Origin of the sequence: Pseudomonas sp. HT11, assembly GCF_044875395.1 — a bacterium.
Classification (GTDB): Bacteria; Pseudomonadota; Gammaproteobacteria; order Pseudomonadales; family Pseudomonadaceae; genus Aquipseudomonas.
Genome location: NZ_CP173217.1, coordinates 3,531,735 through 3,548,999 on the forward strand (window position 1 = coordinate 3,531,735; position 17,265 = coordinate 3,548,999).

At 62.0% G+C, this 17,265-nt stretch carries 14 protein-coding genes; 6 read left to right on the top strand and 8 right to left on the bottom strand.

The genetic code is table 11. From position 1 onward, the window contains the following. The first annotated feature begins 27 nt into the window (after nucleotides 1-27). Nucleotides 28-1,074, top strand: coding sequence for an aldo/keto reductase (locus ABWL43_RS16295; RefSeq protein ID WP_404483110.1), 1,047 nt, complete (start codon nucleotides 28-30; stop codon nucleotides 1,072-1,074). A gap of 49 nt (nucleotides 1,075-1,123) precedes the next feature. Here the strand turns inward: ABWL43_RS16295 and pepN are convergent, their stop codons facing one another. From pepN to ABWL43_RS16325, 6 genes are read right to left on the bottom strand one after another with little or no spacing between them, the layout of a single operon-like run. Then, entirely contained in the window at nucleotides 1,124-3,781 is a 2,658-nt protein-coding gene (gene pepN, locus ABWL43_RS16300; protein ID WP_404483111.1) for an aminopeptidase N, read from the bottom strand. Between the two features lie 13 nt (nucleotides 3,782-3,794). After that, nucleotides 3,795-4,625: a DUF2797 domain-containing protein gene (locus ABWL43_RS16305; protein ID WP_404488433.1), complete on the bottom strand. Its 831-nt coding sequence runs from the start codon at nucleotides 4,623-4,625 to the stop codon at nucleotides 3,795-3,797. Continuing rightward, a complete protein-coding gene (locus ABWL43_RS16310; protein WP_003190750.1) occupies nucleotides 4,622-4,882 on the bottom strand; it encodes a YeaC family protein in 261 nt (86 codons plus the stop codon). Before ABWL43_RS16310 ends, ABWL43_RS16305 begins: the two co-directional genes overlap by 4 nt. 14 nt (nucleotides 4,883-4,896) lie before the next feature. Then, the gene (locus ABWL43_RS16315) at nucleotides 4,897-5,766 is read right to left on the bottom strand and encodes a rhomboid family intramembrane serine protease (protein ID WP_404483112.1); all 870 of its coding nucleotides are present in this window, start codon (nucleotides 5,764-5,766) and stop codon (nucleotides 4,897-4,899) included. Continuing rightward, on the bottom strand, nucleotides 5,763-6,737 hold the full coding sequence (locus ABWL43_RS16320; RefSeq protein WP_404488435.1) for a metallophosphoesterase: 975 nt from the start codon (nucleotides 6,735-6,737) through the stop codon (nucleotides 5,763-5,765). The genes ABWL43_RS16315 and ABWL43_RS16320 overlap by 4 nt, the downstream gene beginning before the upstream one ends. Next, nucleotides 6,734-7,624, bottom strand: a complete 891-nt coding sequence (locus ABWL43_RS16325) for an NAD(+) kinase (RefSeq protein ID WP_010210870.1) — start codon at nucleotides 7,622-7,624, stop codon at nucleotides 6,734-6,736. Before ABWL43_RS16325 ends, ABWL43_RS16320 begins: the two co-directional genes overlap by 4 nt. 145 nt (nucleotides 7,625-7,769) lie before the next feature. On the opposite strand from ABWL43_RS16325, the gene ABWL43_RS16330 reads away from it, so the two are divergent. Then, nucleotides 7,770-8,717: a DUF1853 family protein gene (locus ABWL43_RS16330; RefSeq protein WP_404483113.1), complete on the top strand. Its 948-nt coding sequence runs from the start codon at nucleotides 7,770-7,772 to the stop codon at nucleotides 8,715-8,717. On the opposite strand, the gene ABWL43_RS16335 is transcribed toward ABWL43_RS16330, so the two are convergent. Continuing rightward, nucleotides 8,710-10,329, bottom strand: coding sequence for a PvdJ/PvdD/PvdP-like protein (locus ABWL43_RS16335; protein WP_404483114.1), 1,620 nt, complete (start codon nucleotides 10,327-10,329; stop codon nucleotides 8,710-8,712). The two genes, ABWL43_RS16330 and ABWL43_RS16335, sit on opposite strands and share 8 nt — an antisense overlap. 142 nt (nucleotides 10,330-10,471) lie before the next feature. On the opposite strand from ABWL43_RS16335, the gene pvdM reads away from it, so the two are divergent. Genes pvdM through ABWL43_RS16350 form a run of 3 tightly spaced genes read left to right on the top strand, consistent with a single transcriptional unit; the run spans nucleotide 10,472 to nucleotide 14,022 of the window. Next, nucleotides 10,472-11,821, top strand: a complete 1,350-nt coding sequence (gene pvdM / locus ABWL43_RS16340; RefSeq protein ID WP_404483115.1) for a pyoverdine-tailoring dipeptidase-like protein PvdM — start codon at nucleotides 10,472-10,474, stop codon at nucleotides 11,819-11,821. Between the two features lie 18 nt (nucleotides 11,822-11,839). Further along, nucleotides 11,840-13,120: an aminotransferase class V-fold PLP-dependent enzyme gene (locus tag ABWL43_RS16345; RefSeq protein ID WP_404483116.1), complete on the top strand. Its 1,281-nt coding sequence runs from the start codon at nucleotides 11,840-11,842 to the stop codon at nucleotides 13,118-13,120. A 29-nt stretch (nucleotides 13,121-13,149) separates the two neighbouring features. After that, nucleotides 13,150-14,022, top strand: a complete 873-nt coding sequence (locus ABWL43_RS16350; RefSeq protein ID WP_145165722.1) for a formylglycine-generating enzyme family protein — start codon at nucleotides 13,150-13,152, stop codon at nucleotides 14,020-14,022. 508 nt (nucleotides 14,023-14,530) lie between these two features. On the opposite strand, the gene ABWL43_RS16355 is transcribed toward ABWL43_RS16350, so the two are convergent. Next, nucleotides 14,531-15,358, bottom strand: coding sequence for a N(5)-hydroxyornithine transformylase PvdF (locus ABWL43_RS16355; protein WP_404483117.1), 828 nt, complete (start codon nucleotides 15,356-15,358; stop codon nucleotides 14,531-14,533). Nucleotides 15,359-15,557: 199 nt separating this feature from the next. Between ABWL43_RS16355 and ABWL43_RS16360 the strand changes: the two genes are divergently transcribed. Further along, complete coding sequence (locus ABWL43_RS16360; protein ID WP_404483118.1) at nucleotides 15,558-17,210, top strand: cyclic peptide export ABC transporter; 1,653 nt, start codon at nucleotides 15,558-15,560, stop codon at nucleotides 17,208-17,210. The last annotated feature ends 55 nt before the right edge of the window (nucleotides 17,211-17,265 follow it).

Genomic DNA, 17,265 nt, shown 5'->3' on the forward strand with positions numbered 1-17,265 from the left:
AAAAACCACCCCCACAGGAGTCTTTGTATGCGCAATACAGTCTTTGGTCGCCGCAGCGGCCTGCAGGTATCGGAACTGGCCCTGGGCACCGGTAATTTCGGCACAGGTTGGGGCCATGGCGCCGAGCGCGACGAAGCCAGGCAGATCTTCGATGGCTACCTCGAAGCAGGAGGCAACTTCCTGGATACCGCCAACGGCTACCAGTTCGGCCAGGCCGAAAAGCTGCTGGGGGAATTTATCGCCGCCGAGCGCGACAACCTGGTGGTCGCCACCAAATACAGCCTGCGCACCCAGCCGTCCGATGAAGGCACGCTCAAGCTCGGTAACAACCGCAAAAACATGGTGCGTGCCGTCGAGGAGAGTCTCAAGCGCTTGAACACCGACCGCATCGACCTGCTCTGGGCGCACATGAGCGATAACGTCACGCCGATGGAAGAGATCCTGCGCGGCTTCGATGACTTGGTGCGTGCCGGCAAGATCCACTACGCCGGCCTCTCCAACTTTCCCGCCTGGCGTATCGCCCGCGCGGATCTGTTGGCCGAAGTGCGCAGCTTTGCGCCGATCATCGGCGTCCAGGTGGAATACAGCCTGGCCGAGCGCAGCGCCGACCGCGAGTTGCTGCCGATGGCCGAAGCGTTGGGCCTGGGCGCCACGCTGTGGTCGCCGTTGGGCGGTGGTTTCCTCACCGGCAAATACCGTGAAACGCAGGACGACAACCGCGCCAACAAACTGGGCATGCTGATCCACTCGGAAAAGAGCGCCCGCGAAACCGCCGTACTCGACACCCTGCTGGCAGTCGCCGGCGAACTCGACGCCAGCCCGACCCACGTCGCCATTGCCTGGCTGCGCGAAAAAGCCCGCCGCTCGACCACCGCGCTGATCCCGATCCTCGGCTCCCGCACCCGCGCGCAGCTCGATGCAACCCTGGGTGCGCTGAACGTGCAACTGTCGGCCGAACAAGTGGCCCGCCTGGATGGCGCCAGTGCCCTGCCACTGGGCGTTCCGCACGCAATTATTGCCGAGCGTTTCCCTACCGACACCGGCTTGGACGCCCCTCGCCCACCCGTTATCTGAGGCGAAAAAAAACGGCCTGCTCAGGCCGTTTTTTTTTCAATCGCAGACCTTACGCAAGGCTCTTGCTGACCACCTCGAATACGTCGCTGGACAGCTCACCGGAGGCACGAATGCGCTCCAGCTCCGCCTTCATCAGCGCCTGGCGCGCGCTGTCGTATTTGCGCCAGCGCGTCAACGGCGCCAACTGGCGCGAAGCGATCTGCGGGTTGAACCCGTTCAACTGGATCACCAAATCGGCCAGGAAACGATAGCCCGAGCCATCGGCGGCGTGGAAGTTGATCAGGTTCTGCCCGGCAAACGCGCCGACCAGTGCCCGCACCTTGTTCGGGTTCTTGATGTTGAACGCCGGGTGCTCCATCAATGCCCTGACGCGCGCCAGGCCGCCCGGCAAGGTACTGCCGGCCTGCACGCTGAACCATTGATCCATGACCAGCGGGTTGTCCTTGAAGTTCTCGGCAAACACCGCCAACGCCTGCGCCTTTTCCGCCTCAAACGGCGAGTTGACCAGCACGGCCAGCGCCGTCAGGCGCTCCGTCATGTTGTCGCTGGTGTCGAACTGGTCCAGCGTCGCCGCCAGCACTTCCTGCTTGCCGCTGAGCATCAGGTACGACAGCGCAATGTTCTGCAGGGCGCGACGGGCAAAGTGCTCGGCCGCGGCCACGTAAGGTGTCTGCTTGGACAGCTCGCGGTTCGCCTGGTAGCGCAGCCACAGCGATTCGTAGAGGTTGTCGGCCAGTTGCTTGCGCGCATACTCACGGGCGGCGTGAATCGCGTCCACATCCGCCACTTCACTGATTTCAGTCAGGTAGGCTTCGCTTGGCAGCGAGAGCATCTCGGCGACCATCGCCTGGTCCAGGCTTTCATCGCTCAACACCGTGCGCAGCGCGTCGATCAGCCGTTGATCCAGCTTCAGCGGCTGACCCGCTTGATGCTGACCGATCAGCTCCTGCAACACTTGCACCGACAGTTGCTGGCCGGCATCCCAGCGATTGAACCCGTCGCTGTCGTGCTGCATCAGGAACATCAGCTGGTCGCGGTTGTAAGGGAAGCTCAGTTTCACCGGCGCCGAGAAGCCGCGCAGCAACGACGGCAGCGGTTGTTCGGCGATATCGACGAAAGTGAAGGTCTGCTCGGCTTCGGTCACCGAAATCACTCGGGACGTAGCGCCAGCGCTGGCCTCACCGGCCAGGCGCAAGGCAATGCCGGCGCCGTTGGCGTCCAACAGGCCAAGCGCCACAGGGATCACGAACGGCAGTTTTTCAACTTTGTCCGGGGTTTGCGGGCAGCTTTGACGGAAGGTCAGGCTGTAGGTCTTGGCAGCGGCGTCGTAGGACTCGCTCACCGCCAGACGCGGTGTACCGGCCTGGCTGTACCAGCGTTTGAACTGGCTCAGGTCCGCGCCGTTGGCGTCTTCCATGGCCTTGATGAAGTCGTCGCACGTCACGGCCTGGCCGTCGTGGCGCTCGAAATAGAGGTCACTGCCCTTACGGAAGCCTTCAGCGCCGAGCAAGGTGTGGATCATGCCGACCACTTCCGAGCCCTTTTCGTACACGGTCAGGGTGTAGAAGTTGGAGATCTCGATGAAGCTGTCCGGGCGCACGGCGTGGGCCATCGGGCCTGCGTCTTCAGCGAACTGGTGAGTGCGCAGGTACGCCACATCCTGGATGCGCTTGACCGTGGCCGAGTTCATGTCGGCGGAAAAGCCGGAATCACGGAACACCGTTAAGCCTTCCTTCAACGACAGCTGGAACCAGTCGCGGCAGGTCACGCGGTTGCCCGACCAGTTGTGGAAGTATTCGTGGGCCACGATCGCCTCAACCCGCTGGTGCGCGGCGTCAGTGGCGGTTTCGGCGCGCGCCAGCACGGCGCTGGAGTTGAAGATATTAAGGCCCTTGTTCTCCATGGCGCCCATGTTGAAGTCGTTGACCGCCACGATCATGAAGATGTCGAGGTCGTACTCGCGGCCGTAGGTCTCTTCGTCCCAGCGCATGGATTTTTTCAGGCTGTTCATGGCGTGCTGGCATTTGTCGATGTTTTCCGGCTCGACGTAGATGCGCAGCGCCACTTCACGGCTGGTCATGGTGGTGAAGGTGTCTTCGACGCACCACAAATCACCGGCCACCAGCGCGAACAGGTAGGCCGGTTTCTTGAACGGGTCTTCCCAGGTCGCCCAGTGGCGCCCGTCTTCACCCGGGCCGCTGGCAATCGGGTTGCCGTTCGACAGCAGCACCGGGTAGCTGTGTTGCTCGGCAATCACCGTGGTGGTGAAGGTGCTCATCACGTCCGGGCGGTCGAGGTAGTAAGTGATCTTGCGGAAGCCTTCGGCCTCGCACTGGGTGCAGAACATGCCGCTAGATTTGTACAGGCCTTCCAGCGCGGTGTTGGTTTCCGGGTGGATGCGCACGCTGGTGTCGACCGTGAAGGTCTCGCGGATCGGGTGCAGGGTCAGGTGGCTGTCGGTCAACTGGTAGTCGGCTTCGCTCAGTTCACGGTCGCCCAGGTTGACGGTCAGCAGTTCAAGCTGCTGGCCATCGAGCACCAGCGGCGGCAGGCCCGCACCACGCTCGGGGTTGCGGCGCATCACCAGCTGCGCGTGGACCAGGCTGTGGTCCTCGAACAACTCGAAGGTCAGGTGCGTCTCTTCGATCAGGTAGTCCGGCGCCTGATAGTCCTTCAGGTAAATCATCTTCGGTTGTTCGGTGCGCATGGGTGGCATCCTTTTACTGATGCACGGCGAGCTGGTAGGCCGTGTACTTACGAATGTTGATAACGCCGGTGTCGAAGATCAGGTATTGGCCCTTGATCCCCAACAGCGTGCCTTCGGCAATCGGGTTCTTGTCCAGGTTGAAGCTGACGATCTTGGTCGGATACTGCTCGACCGGGTAGCGGATTTCGATCGGTTCAATGTCGGCAATCGTTTGGATGGCCTGCAGGCCAAAGCGTTCCTGCAAACTCAGCAGGCCTTCGGCGCACGAGGCAAACAGTGCATCGCGCACTTCGGTCAGGTTCACCGCCACCGCATCGCCCTTGAGCAGTGCGCGCCAGTTGGTCTTGTCGGCCACCTGGCTGCGGAACAGGTCTTCGACGAAGCCCGATTGCTGGCGGGTTGCCACGCGCATGATCGGCAGCGCCTGGCTGGCGCCCTGGTCCAGCCAGCGTGTCGGCAGCTGGGTAGCGCGGGTGATGCCGACCTTGATGCCAGACGAATTGGCCAGGTAGACCACGTGGTCGGTCATGCAGAATTGCTCGCCCCAGCCCGGATCACGGCAGGTGCCGGCGTCGTAATGGCAACGCTCGGGGCTCATGATGCACAGGTCGCACTGGGCCAGTTTGGTCATGCACGGGTAGCAATAACCCTGGCTGAAACTGGTTTTGGTCTTGCGGCCGCAATGGCTGCAATGGATGGCGCCGAGGTATTCCAGGCGCACGTGCGTGCCGATCAACGGGTTGACCGGCACCTCGGTATCGCCCAGGCGAAACGCGTATTGAACGGTCGGCTCACCGAGTTGCGCCGACATTTTGCTGACTGCACCGCGACCAATTTCAATCAATGGATCGCATCCGACTTGAACAGAATGTTCGGCACCGGTGCCGACTTCGATGCGCATTCCTGCGGGCCCATGTAGCCGGTGCGCTGCTCTTCGGGCAGGTTCTGGATTTCCCAGGCGATCATCGCTTGCAGCGACAGCTCACGCTGCTCGGCGGTGAGCTTGCGGCCGTCGGACCACTTGCCGATTTCCACGGCGAGCTTGAGGCTCTCGTAGATGTCCGGGGTGATGTTTTCGATCATTTCAGCAAAAGAGGACATAAGGCTCTTCCTTATCAAATGGAGGCTTTGCGGCGGTTGTACAACCCACCCAGCAAACCCGTCAGGCAACCGATGACCAAGCCGCTCAGATGAGCCGCGTTGGCGATTTCGCCGAAGCCGATCATCGAGATCAGCCCCGACATGCAGAGCACCAGCCATATCAGCATCATCGCCAGCACCCCGCGAGGCAGGCGATAAGCCGGGTTGGGCGACAGCAACTGGAAAATCCAGCAATGCCCAAGCAAGCCATACAACACGCCGGACAGGCCGCCAAACAGGCTCGGGCCGCCATAGGCGTATTGCGCGTAATTGGAAACCAGGCTGAACAGCAGGGTCAGGCCCAGCAGGTTGATACCGCCCTGGCGCACTTCAATGCGCCGGCCGAGTTCCCAGTACCACATGCCGTTCATGGCCAAATGCAGGATGCCGAAGTGGATCAGCATCGGCGTGACCAACCGCCACCATTGCCCCGACGCCATAGTCTCGGCAAAAGGCGTGAACTGGAGGTACTCGCCCGTCACATGGAACGGCAGAAACGTCAGCCAGCTCATGGTTTGCAGGTTTTCACCCAGCAACGTCACCGCGCCAACAATGATGCTCGCCAGCAGCACCAGCGCCGTCACCGGGCTGTGGCGTACCTGCTGCACAAAGCTGGGACGCGTAACGGGCGCCCGCTCGGGGATGTCCAGTTGCTGGTCCGGGTCACCGTCGGGAAAGCGTTGGTACAACACGCGCACGTCGTCGCTGATGGTTTCTGGCACCCACAGCACCTGCTCGCCGGCCTCTTCGCTGACACGATGGGGCACTTGCATGCGTTGCAGCAACTTGACGAAACCCGCCAGGTCGACACTCAGCGGCAAGCGCAAAACAGCTACGGTACTCATGAAATAACCTCAGGGCGCTCAACGTCGACCCAGACAAATTTACGCGGATCCAGCTGGGTTTCCTGGTCCAGCCGATACGCCACCAGCTTGCCGTACAGCACAGCGCTGTAATCCAGGCAGGCCAGGTTCGGGCGGATCGGCGCGGGTTTGCCGCTGCGCCAGTAATGGCCGACGAACAGCAACGGCTCGTCGACGCCATAACGCAGCAGGGAATTTTTTTCGCTGGACGACAGCGGCGTACGCGCCACCGGCTCCGGCAGCGCATCGGGCTGGAACACGATGTCGCCATAGGTTTTCGGGTCGTCTTCCCAGAATTTGGTGCGAAAGAACGAGCGCGTCAGCCCATCGCCACCGGTCAGCGTCAGGCCATCCGGCAGGCGCATGTCGGTGCCGCGCAGCAGGCGGTCGAAGGCGTTGCAGGCAAAACTGCCCGGTACGGCGGCGGCCTGCAGAAAGTGCTGGTCGATGCAGCCATCCGGGAACGTCGCGCGCAGCGGCTGGATAAAGCCCTCGTCCCAACACGCGTGCACCACACGGAAACGCCCGGCATCGACAAACAGCGGCATGTCATAGAACCAGCCGAGAAAATCGTGCCAGTCGGCCGGGTGGTGCTCGAACTGGGTCAGGGTTTCGTGGATCAACCGCGCGTGGCGCGGGTTGTGCTCGCGCACGAACTGCTTGCCGCTGCCCGGCGGCGCGGGTGTGCTCCAGCCCAGCGCGTTGAACTCGTGGTTGCCCATGATGCACAGCGCCTGACCGGCCTCGGCCATGTCGTGGACGATGTGCAGCGCCTCGCGAATGCGTGGGCCACGGTCGATGATATCGCCGAGGAACACCGCCATTCGCGTCGGATGGCGCCAGGTGCCGCCCTGTTTCTGGTAGCCCAACCGGTCGAGCAAATGCTCAAGAGTATGAGCGCAACCGTGCACGTCACCAATCAGGTCGTAGCTACGCGCGGGATCGAGCATCAGTCGCCTCCACCCCCCAAGCGGCTGCCCCAGCCCAACTTGGTCCGGCACACTTCGTAATAGTTGTGGTCCAGCGGGTGGATCAACCGCAACTTCTGCGCCTTCTTGCTCACGGTGATGGTGTCACCGGGGGCGCAGGTGAAATGGTTCTGCCCGTCGCAGGAGACTTGCGGGTAGATCTGCATGTCTTTGGACACCACGATTTTCAGCTCACTGTTGCCATCGACCACAATTGGCCGGCTGGACAACATATGGGGGTACATCGGCACGATCACAATGGCATCCAGCTTGGGGTGCATGATCGGCCCGCCGGCCGACAGCGCATACGCCGTGGAACCGGTCGGCGTGGCGACGATCAGGCCGTCGGCCTTCTGGCTGCACACGAACTGGCCGTCGATATACAGCTCGAACTCGATCATCCGCGTCGACTTGCCGGGGTGCAGCACCACGTCGTTGAGCGCGTCGCCCTGGCCGATGGCTTCGCCGTGGCGGCGTACTTCGGCCTGCAGCAGGAAGCGGTTTTCGACCAGGTAATGGCCGTCGAGCACCTTGGCCACTTCGACTTCCAGGTCATCGGGGCGGATATCGGTCAGGAACCCCAAACTGCCGCGGTTGATCCCCAGCACCGGCACGTTATGCCGCGCCAACGCCCGGGCTGCGCCGAGCAGGCTGCCGTCACCGCCGACCACAATCACCATGTCGCAGACTTCGCCGAGCATTTTGCGCGACGAGGTTTGCAGGCCATGGCCCGGCAGGATTTCGGCGATGGTGTCTTCGAGGATCACGTGCAGGTGGCGCTCGAGCAGAAACTTTTTCAGTCGGCGGACGGTGTCCAGCACCTGGGTACTGCCCAAGCGACCGATAATGCCGATATTGCGAAATTGCTCCATGGGGCTCCTGCGGGGTTTGGGGTGTGGCGAAAAACAACGATTATGGGCGAAAGGCCGCGTCAGGCAAAATCCTTTGTCGCCGTGAACCCTTGATGACAATGGTTCTCAGCCACCTGTACAGACGTTAAACGGCTATGCTCGGACCATGACTGTGTTCCCGGATTTGCACAACCTGCCCCGCCAACTGCGCCACCCCGAAGTGCGCGATTTGGCGTGGGTGATGCTTGCCCCGCCGATGCTCGCGCAAACACCCTGGCCGCAGCGCCACCCGCTGGCGGGCAGCGAGTGGGTGCAGGCACCGCATCTGCTGGAGCGATGGTTACGCGCGCTCGATCAAGACAGCAGCGCCTTGCAGCACTGGCTAAGCCTTGCCCGCACACGGCGCCTGGGCCTGTATTACGAGCGCCTTTGGCAATTTGCCGTGCAGCATGCGCCGGGCGTGGAATTGCTCGCCGCCAACCTGCCGATCCGCCGCGCCGGGCATACCTTGGGCGAGCTGGACATGCTGCTGCGCGACCGCGATGGCGTGCACCACCTGGAACTGGCGATCAAACTGTATCTCGGACCGCAGGACGGCAACGGCCTGGACGCCGCGCAATGGCTGGGGCCGGGGTGCCATGATCGGCTGGACCGCAAACTGGCACACCTCGCCCAGCATCAACTGCCGATTTCAGCGCGTGCGGAAAGCCGCGAAGCATTGGCGGCGCTGGATATCCAGCAGTTCGATGCGCATTTGTGGCTCGGCGGGTATTTGCTCTATCCCTGGCCCGGCCAGGCCGAACCCCCTCACGGTGCCCATCCGCAGCATCTGCGGGGGCGCTGGCTGCATCAGCGCGACTGGCCGGCGCTGGTCAGTGCCAGCCCGCCGGGGCGCTGGCAACCGCTGCCGCGGCATGCCTGGCTTGCGCCGGCGCATTACCCGCAGGACGAGGTGTGGAGTGAGCAGCAGATGCAAGGCTGGCTGGCGGCACTGGACCCGATGGCGCCGGCGCAGCTTCTGGTACGCCTGGTTCGCAATGGCGAGGATTGGGAAGAAGCCGAACGCCTGTTCCTGGTGGCCGATCTCTGGCCCAACGTCCCAGGCGTTACTTGACCTTCAGGTGCCGTGCGTACCAGGGCCGCCTCGGCACACGCTTGAACAATGCCTGCAAGCCTTCGTCCTCAGCGGCAAAGGTAATACGCAGCGCCAGCTTCATGGTCTCCGGGTCCATCTCCATCGACCTGCCCATCTGCAAACCCGGCGTGGTGCTGCAGCCGTGGGTGTCCGGCCCCAGCCACGGATCGCCGACCTCCACCCAGCGCCCCTGCGCGAACCAGTTCACGCCATTGACTTCCAGCCGGCTGACCTCACCGGGGTTGAAGCGCTCGTGGGCGCGAAACCAATCCTCGATGCGGTCATCGATCCAGCCGTGAAAATGCCAGAACACCGGGTTTACATGGGATGAAAACGGATCACCGAGAAAATCGTTCTCCGCCGCGTACCAACGCGCGGCAAAGTCCGACGGGTCGCGGGCGAACGGCACCGGCGCGCCGTTGGACGGGTCACGGGGCACCGAGGCCCAACGCATGTGCAACCAGTCGTGCAGGCCCAATTCCATCTCGGAACCCAATTGCCCGAGGCTCAGCTTGGCCAGGTAACGTGGATCGCGGTATTGGGATTCCCAGACCTGAAAGTTGCTGTGGTAAGTCTGGGCCGCCTTGATATCGCTGACCCACTGGGTGTATTCGCTGTCATCCGGCGCCGACCAACAGGGCGGCAACGCGAAGCCGTCGTGGTTATCGAAGTAACGCACAAAGCCCAGACGGTCGCGTTCCAGCGCCGGCTGTGGCTCGGGGAATTGCGGCCACGACGGCAGGTCTTGCATGGAACGCGCAGTGCCGAGCATATGGCGGTGCATGAAAAAGAAGTCGATACCCGAGCCGTTGCGATCTTTGCGTTTGCCGCGTGCGTCGCGTTCCTGGCCGCGCGGGCCGGGCTGCCAGCCGATGCCGCGCAAGGCGTCGCGCTTTTCTTCCGAGAGCTTGTGCCATTGGTCGCGGGTGGCGTGCCAGAGTTGGTGAAACAGGCGGTGCTCCGGCGAAATCAGCCAGGCCAGCAGCGTCGGGTTCAGGCCGATGCGTTGGCGGGCTTCGGGAAACAATTGCTTGTGGGCGATAAAGCGGTTGTCACGCTCGGTCAATGCCAAGGGGCGATCAAGGTTGAGGATCTGCCCGCTGAGGGTGCTGCTGCCGGCGTTAGCGAAGTCGGCCCAGACTTCATCGAGGGTCATCTTGAATTCATAGGCCGGTGCGCCGTCGGCCGTCTCGCGGTCGATCAGGCGCCAGTAAAGCAAGGCGCCCTCGCCTGTCAGCACGTCACCGAGTACGCGGTAACGCGGTTCACCTTCGGCGCGCAGGTTTTCAGCAGTGTCCAGGTAGCCGCGCAGGCCACGGCCACGCGGGGCAATGTCCAGCAGCAGTTCCAGGCCTTGCAGCGGCAAGCCCTTTAGCCCGGCGTCGCGGCCTTCCAGGCGCAGGCTCCACACACCGCGCAAAATGTTCGCCAAGTGCTGGCCTTCAGTGTCGGCCAAATCCACCGTGGCCTCGCCCGGGGTAATGGGGAATTCTTCTTCACGCGTCAGCTCGCGATGGGCATAAAAGGCCGCCGGCACAGCAGCGCCGGTCAGCGCCAGGCCTGCGATGAACCCACGTCGAGAGATCGTCATTGTCTACCTTAGAAAACGGCTTAATCAGAGCTAGAACGTTTGCAGCCTTCGCAAATTTACCGCCGCGCGAAGCGGGCCTAAATTTCCCCGGCCATGACTCGTTCTTCCCTGATAGCAAAGGCCTCAACTGACTGAGATGGCAATGACAAAACCACGTTCGAAAAAGGCGCTGTTGATCGGCCTGCCGCTGGCATTGGCCATCGGCGCCGGGGCCGGCTTTCTGGTCTGGGACCACTGGTTTCGCGGCAATGCCGGTTACCCGCTGGAGGTGATCAAGCAAGCCAATGAAATGCAGGACCGCCTGCTGTCGTTCGACAGCCACATCACGGTGCCGATGGATTTCGGCACGGCCGGCAATGAGGCCGACAAAGATGGCAGCGGCCAGTTCGACCTGGCCAAGGCAGCACGCGGGCGCTTGTCGGGCGCAGCCCTGACGATTTTCGGCTGGCCGGAAATCTGGAACGGCCCCAACGCGCCGCATAAGCCCACCGACGGTTTTGTCGAGGAGGCCCGCCACGAGCAAGAGGTGCGCTACAAGATCATCTCCGGCATGGTGCGCGACTTTCCCAACCAGGTTGGCATCGCCTACACCCCGGACGATTTGCGCCGCCTGCACGGTGAAGGCAAGTTCGCGATCTTTATCAGCATGCTCAACGCCTACCCGCTGGGCGACGACCTCAACCAGCTGGACCTGTGGGCGGCGCGCGGCATGCGTATGTTCGGCTTCAGTTATATCGGCAACAACGCCTGGTCCGACTCGTCGCGCCCACTGCCGTTTTTCAATGATTCGACCGACGCCCTCGAAGGGCTGTCGTCCATCGGCCAGCAGGCGGTGCATCGCCTCAATGACCTGGGCGTGATCATCGATGTGTCGCAAATGTCGACCAAAGCCCTGGAGCAGGTGGCGCAATTGAGCCGCACGCCGATGGTGGCGTCCCACTCGGCGCCGCGCGCCTCGGTGGATATCCCGCGCAACCTCAGCGACAAGGAGTTGCAACTGATCAAGAACAGCGGCGGCGTGGTTCAAGTGGTGGGCTTCCCGGCCTATTTGCGTCCGCTGAGCCAGCCAACCCAGGACAAACTCAACGCCCTGCGCGCGCGGTTCGACCTGCCGCCGCTGCCCAACCTGGCCATGGCCCTGATGCCCGGCGACGCAATCATTGCCGCCTGGCCCGAGCAGAAGTTCGGCCAGTACGCCCAGGGCCTGTACGGCATTCTCGAAGAAGAACCCAAGGCCACCCTCAAGGATTGGGGCGACGCCATCGACTACACCGTGCGCAAGATTGGCATCGATCACGTCGGCATCTCGTCGGACTTCAACGACGGCGGCGGCATCCAGGGCTGGGAGAACGTCGGCGAGGTGCGCAACGTCACCGCCGAGCTGATCCAGCGTGGCTACTCCGAAGCCGACATCGCCAAGCTGTGGGGAGGCAACTTCCTGCGGGTGTGGGACCAGGTACAAAAAGCCGCCAAGCCCTTGGCTAACCGCTAACCACCTAGAAGCACGTCCATGACTGATCGCCGTACATTTCTCAAACAGGCTGGTGTCTTCGCCGCCAGCCTGCCGCTGGGCGCTGCGCTGATACCTCAAGCATTGGCCGACAACCCGGCACCCGCTGCTAACGACCCATGGACGGGATTGAAACAGCTGTTCAACCAGGACCCGAACTACCTGCACTTCTCCAACTTCCTGGTGGCCTCGCACCCCAGGCCGGTGCGCGAGGCGATCGACCGTTACCGCCAGCAGATCGACCGCAACCCAGGGCTGGCGATGGATTGGGGTCTTGAGGAAACCTGGAAACGCGAAGGCCAGGTACGGGAATGGGCCGGTCGCTACTTGAATGCCAAGCCGGCGCAAATTGCCCTCACCGGCAGCACCTCCGAAGGGCTGGCGATGATCTACGGCGGGATAAAGCTGCGGCCCGACCAGGAAATCCTCACCACCGTGCACGAGCATTACGCCACCCAGAACGTCCTGGATTTTCGCGTGCTCAAGCAAGGCACGCAGGTGCGCCGGTTCAGGCTGTTCGAAGACGCCAATCGCGTGTCTGCCGACGAAATCCTTGGCAATATCCAGCGCAGTATCCGCCCCAACACCCGCGTGCTGGGCATGACCTGGGTGCAGTCGGGCAGCGGCGTGAAACTACCGATTGGCGAGATCGGCAGGCTGGTGGACGCACTCAACCGTCACCGCGATGAAAACGACCGCATTCTCTACGTGGTGGACGGCGTGCATGGCTTTGGCGTGGAAAACCTCGACTTCCCCGACATGCACTGCGACTTCTTTATCGCCGGCACACATAAATGGATGTTCGGTCCGCGCGGTACCGGCCTGGTGTGCGCCCGTGACGCCGAAAACAAATATGTGACGCCGATGGTGCCGACCTTCTCCGAAGACACCAATTTCGCCACCACCATGACGCCCGGCGGTTACCACGCTTTTGAGCATCGCTGGGCGGTGGACGAAGCCTTCAAGCTGCATTTGCAGTTGGGCAAGCCGCAAGTGCAGGCGCGCATTCACGCGCTCAACAGCGAATTGAAAAGCCGTTTGCTGGCTCACTCGCAGATCGAACTGGTGACGCCGCGCAGCCCTGATCTCTCCGCCGGTTTTACCTTCTTCCGCGTCAAGGGTCAGGACAGCGAGGCCGTGGTCGCTCACATGATGAAAAACCGCGTGGTGATCGATGCGGTAGACCGCGATGTCGGCCCCGTGATTCGCACCTCCCCCGGCCTGCTTAACAGCTCGGATGAAATCCAGCGTTTCATGAGCTTGCTGAGCCAACGGCTGTGAACCCTTTTTCCTTTGAACGAGATGCCCACATGACTCCATCCCGACTCAAGCCCCTCACTGCCCTGGCGCTGACCGCCCTGTGCGGCGCGCTGTTGCCAGGCCTGGCCCAGGCCGCCACCGCGCAACCGGGCAAAGTATTCAAAGACTGCAAGGACTGCCCGGAAATGGTCGTGCTGCCGGCCGGCACCTTTACCATGGGCACCCCGGAAGACGAAGTCGGCCGCGAGCCCGACGAAGGCCCAATGCATGAGGTGACCTTCGCCAAACCCTTCGCCATGAGCCGCTTCCATATCACCGCCGGTGAATGGGACAGCTATATCCGCCAGACCGGCGTCAAGATCGCCGACGGCGACACCCGCCCAGGGCGCGAATGCATCGCCAGCAAACCACGCTACCCACAAGGCCCGCGCCAGCCAGCGGTGTGCATGGACATGGACGACATCAAGAATTATGTGGCCTGGCTGTCGAAAAAGACCGGGCAGAAGTACCAGATGGTCAGCGAAGCGCAACGTGAATATGCGGCGCGTGCGGGCACCACCGGGCCGTTTCCGTTTCCTTTCGATGAGGGCAAGGGTTACAGCATCGCCGAACATGCCAACACCTACGGCCCGGCGGATGGCTACAGCTATTCCTCGCCGGTGGGCAGCTACCCGCCGAATGCGTTTGGCATGTACGACATGCATGGCAATGTCTATGAGCGGGTTGCCGACTGCGAGCACCCCAACTACGTCGGTGCGCCCACCGACGGCAGCGCCTGGGTCGAACCGAACTGCGAGAGCTACCAGATCCGCGGCAATGACTGGGGCGAAGCGCCCGTGTTTTCACGCTCGGGCAACCGCAACAATATTTACCCGCAAACGCGCGGCGACTGGATTGGCTTTCGGGTAGTGCGCGAGCTTTAAGCGCGGCCCCGTACAAAATGTGGGAGCTGGTTTGCCTGCGATAGCGGTGTGTCAGTCATCCCTTTATCGACAGGGCCGCCGCCTTCGCGGGCAAGCCCGCTCCCACATTTTGCCTTGCGTACATCAGGTAAAAATTCGCGGTAATGGCTGGGGCGGCTAGGCCTGGGGTCGTGCGTGAATACCAAGACCGCCACCGTTCAAATGTGGGAGCTGGCTTGCCTGCGATAGCGGTGTGTCAGTCACCCCTGTATCGACAGGGCCGCCGCCTTCGCGGGCAAGCCCGCTCCCACATTTTGCCTTGCGTACATCAGGTAAAAATTCGCGATACCTGTTGGGGCGGCTGGGCCTAGGGTCGTGCGCAAGCCGTCAAGACCGCCACCATTCAAATGTGGGAGCTGGCTTGCCTGCGATAGCGGTGTGTCAGTCACCCCTGTATCGACAGGGCCGCCGCCTTCGCGGGCAAGCCCGCTCCCACATTTTGGTTCTGCAGGTACCCATAGGGCTGTGTTCAGGCCTGCTTGGCCAACAACTCCAAGCCTTCGTGCAACGCCGGGAACAGGCTGTTGTTGAAGTTGTTCCAGCGCAGTTCGAGGATGGTGTCCTCGGGCGAAATCTCGGTTTTCAGCACGTCGTGAAACACTTCACCCGAATCAATGCCGTTATCCACGTAGTGGAACGACGCGCCGGTGAGGTACAGCGGCTCGGACGCCGTGGTGGCCTTGGTCGCCCAATCCACCACGGTTTGCCCGCGCGCACCATACAACGCGTTCCAGGTAGCGTACGCACCGCGGCGTTCATAAGGCGATTCGATGCGCGTAATGCCTGGGTGAATATTCATGATGCGCCGCGCAAACGGCGCACCTGGCCGCACTAACTCATCCAGAATCACCAGCAAACCATCCAGCACGACGATATCGGCTTTCAATTCCACCAGCGTGTCGTGCAGGCGGCGCTCGAAATCCTGCTTGCCGGCGATGTGCTCGGCGCTGCCGCGTGGCAGACGGCGATAGGTGGACGGCACGCTCAGCAACAAATCGTTAACCAACCGGCCCTGCACTTGCAGATCCGCCGGGTACAGCCACTGGCGGCCTGGTTTGTAGGCAAAGCCGTAATCGCTGACCAGTTGCTGGTCGCGCGGGTTCTGTTCGTCATCGTCGTACACCACGCCAACCAGGTTGTACGCCTCGCCCAATGGGGTGTCGTTCAACGAGCCCACCAGAAACTCCAGCACCGACTTCATGTAGCGCTCGTGGTCCTTGTAGGCCACCGGCTGCCCGGCCTTGTCGGCTGCGGCATTTCGCAGGGACCACACATACACCAGGTTCTTTTTCGTCATTGTTTCGCTCTCGCTGAATGGACTGCGCGCGGCGTCGATGCACGTGCGCCTACAGCACAAGAACGAACCAGCTGCGCGGCAATTTATGCCGCGCCACCAGCAAAGGGCACGCCGAGCTAAATACTCGCGCCGGCGCTTCGTTTGTCATGGGTAAGGGTCTGTGTGCCCAGCCCCTCTTTTCATTCTCCGGGAAGTACTTATGACCGACCCCAAACGCAGCGCCTTCAAGGGTCTGCTCGCCTTGCTAAGGCCCTTTCGTACCATCGTGGCGATCTCCGTCGCCCTCGGCATGGTGGGCGGCCTGGCCATTACCTTGCTGCTGGCCACCATCAATAACGCGCTGCATTCGGTCAACGGCATGACCCAAGGCGTGGTCCTGACCTTTGCGGCGCTGTGCGTACTGGCGCTGATCAGCTCGATCATTTCCGACATCGGCACCAACTATGTCGGGCAACGCATCATTGCTGCCCTGCGCAAAGATCTGGGCGAGAAAGTGCTGTCGGCACCCATCGGCCAGATCGAGCGCTACCGCTCCCACCGGCTGATCCCGGTGCTGACCCATGACGTCGACACCATCAGCGATTTTTCTTTCGCCTTCACGCCACTGGCCATCGCCGCCACGGTGACCCTCGGTTGCCTGGGCTACCTTGCCTACCTGTCGGTGCCGATGTTCCTGATGATGGTGGTGGCGATCATCATCGGCAGCGCCGTGCAATTCATTGCCGGTGGCAAAGGCATCCAGGGCTTCGACTTGGCGCGCAGCCATGAAGATGAATTGCAGCGCTACTACAACGCGATCGCTTCCGGCGCCAAGGAACTGCGCATGCACCGCCCACGGCGCTATCGCATGAATACCCATCGCATCCAGGAAACCGCCGACCGCATCAGCGATATCCAAGTGCGTTCGGTCAACATTTATATCCTCGCCAAGACGTTCGGCTCGATGCTGTTCTTCGTGGTAATCGGCCTGGCCCTGGCGATGCAGGCCTACAACCCGAACCCCGACCCTACGGTGATCACCGGCTTCGTGCTGGTGCTGCTGTACATGAAAGGCCCGCTGGAACACCTGCTCGGTTACCTGCCGGTGGTGGGCAAGGCCAAGATCGCCTTTGGCCGGATCAGCGAGCTGTCGGAGCGCTTCTCCTCCCCCGAACCGCACCTGCTGATGGATGACAGCGAAGCGCCAAAACCGGTCGTCAACAGCCTGGAACTGCGCGGCGTGAGCTACAGCCCACCGGCGATTGAAGGCAGCGAACCGTTCCACCTGGGGCCGATCAACCTGAGCATCAAACAAGGCGATATCGTGTTTATCGTCGGCGAGAACGGCAGCGGCAAGACCACCCTGATCAAACTACTGCTGGGCTTGTATCCGCCCCAGGCGGGCGAGATCCGCCTGAACGGCGAGGCCGTCACCGACCCCGAGCGCGATGACTATCGCCAACTCTTCACAACGATCTTCTCCGACTACTACCTGTTCGACGATCTGGTGCAAGGCAGCGCCACCCACTCACTGGATAGCGCCGCCAAATACTTGGAGCGACTGGAGATTGCGCACAAGGTCAGCGTCAAGGACGGCGTGTTCAGCACCACCGACCTGTCTACCGGCCAACGCAAACGCCTGGCGTTGGTCAACGCCTGGCTCGAAGAGCGCCCGGTACTGGTGTTCGACGAATGGGCCGCCGACCAGGACCCGGCTTTCCGTCGGATTTTCTACACCGAGCTGCTGCCGGACCTCAAGCGCCTGGGCAAAACCATCATCGTAATCAGCCACGACGACCGCTACTTCGACATCGCCGACCAATTGGTGCGACTGCGCGCCGGCCAGGTGGTGCACGAAATGGAGCCTGCCTGAAATTTATTTTCCGGTTTTTACAAGTAGGAACGTCTCACTAGTGGTAATGAGAACA

Excerpts from the sequence above, each read along its gene's own strand:
- ABWL43_RS16295 (WP_404483110.1), top strand. The coding sequence starts at position 28 with ATGCGCAATACAGTCTTTGGTCGCCGCAGCGGCCTGCAGGTATCGGAA.
- pepN (WP_404483111.1), bottom strand. The coding sequence starts at position 3,781 with ATGCGCACCGAACAACCGAAGATGATTTACCTGAAGGACTATCAGGCG.
- ABWL43_RS16310 (WP_003190750.1), bottom strand. The coding sequence starts at position 4,882 with ATGTCCTCTTTTGCTGAAATGATCGAAAACATCACCCCGGACATCTAC.
- ABWL43_RS16315 (WP_404483112.1), bottom strand. The coding sequence starts at position 5,766 with ATGAGTACCGTAGCTGTTTTGCGCTTGCCGCTGAGTGTCGACCTGGCG.
- ABWL43_RS16325 (WP_010210870.1), bottom strand. The coding sequence starts at position 7,624 with ATGGAGCAATTTCGCAATATCGGCATTATCGGTCGCTTGGGCAGTACC.
- ABWL43_RS16330 (WP_404483113.1), top strand. The coding sequence starts at position 7,770 with ATGACTGTGTTCCCGGATTTGCACAACCTGCCCCGCCAACTGCGCCAC.
- ABWL43_RS16335 (WP_404483114.1), bottom strand. The coding sequence starts at position 10,329 with ATGACGATCTCTCGACGTGGGTTCATCGCAGGCCTGGCGCTGACCGGC.
- pvdM (WP_404483115.1), top strand. The coding sequence starts at position 10,472 with ATGACAAAACCACGTTCGAAAAAGGCGCTGTTGATCGGCCTGCCGCTG.
- ABWL43_RS16345 (WP_404483116.1), top strand. The coding sequence starts at position 11,840 with ATGACTGATCGCCGTACATTTCTCAAACAGGCTGGTGTCTTCGCCGCC.
- ABWL43_RS16350 (WP_145165722.1), top strand. The coding sequence starts at position 13,150 with ATGACTCCATCCCGACTCAAGCCCCTCACTGCCCTGGCGCTGACCGCC.
- ABWL43_RS16355 (WP_404483117.1), bottom strand. The coding sequence starts at position 15,358 with ATGACGAAAAAGAACCTGGTGTATGTGTGGTCCCTGCGAAATGCCGCA.
- ABWL43_RS16360 (WP_404483118.1), top strand. The coding sequence starts at position 15,558 with ATGACCGACCCCAAACGCAGCGCCTTCAAGGGTCTGCTCGCCTTGCTA.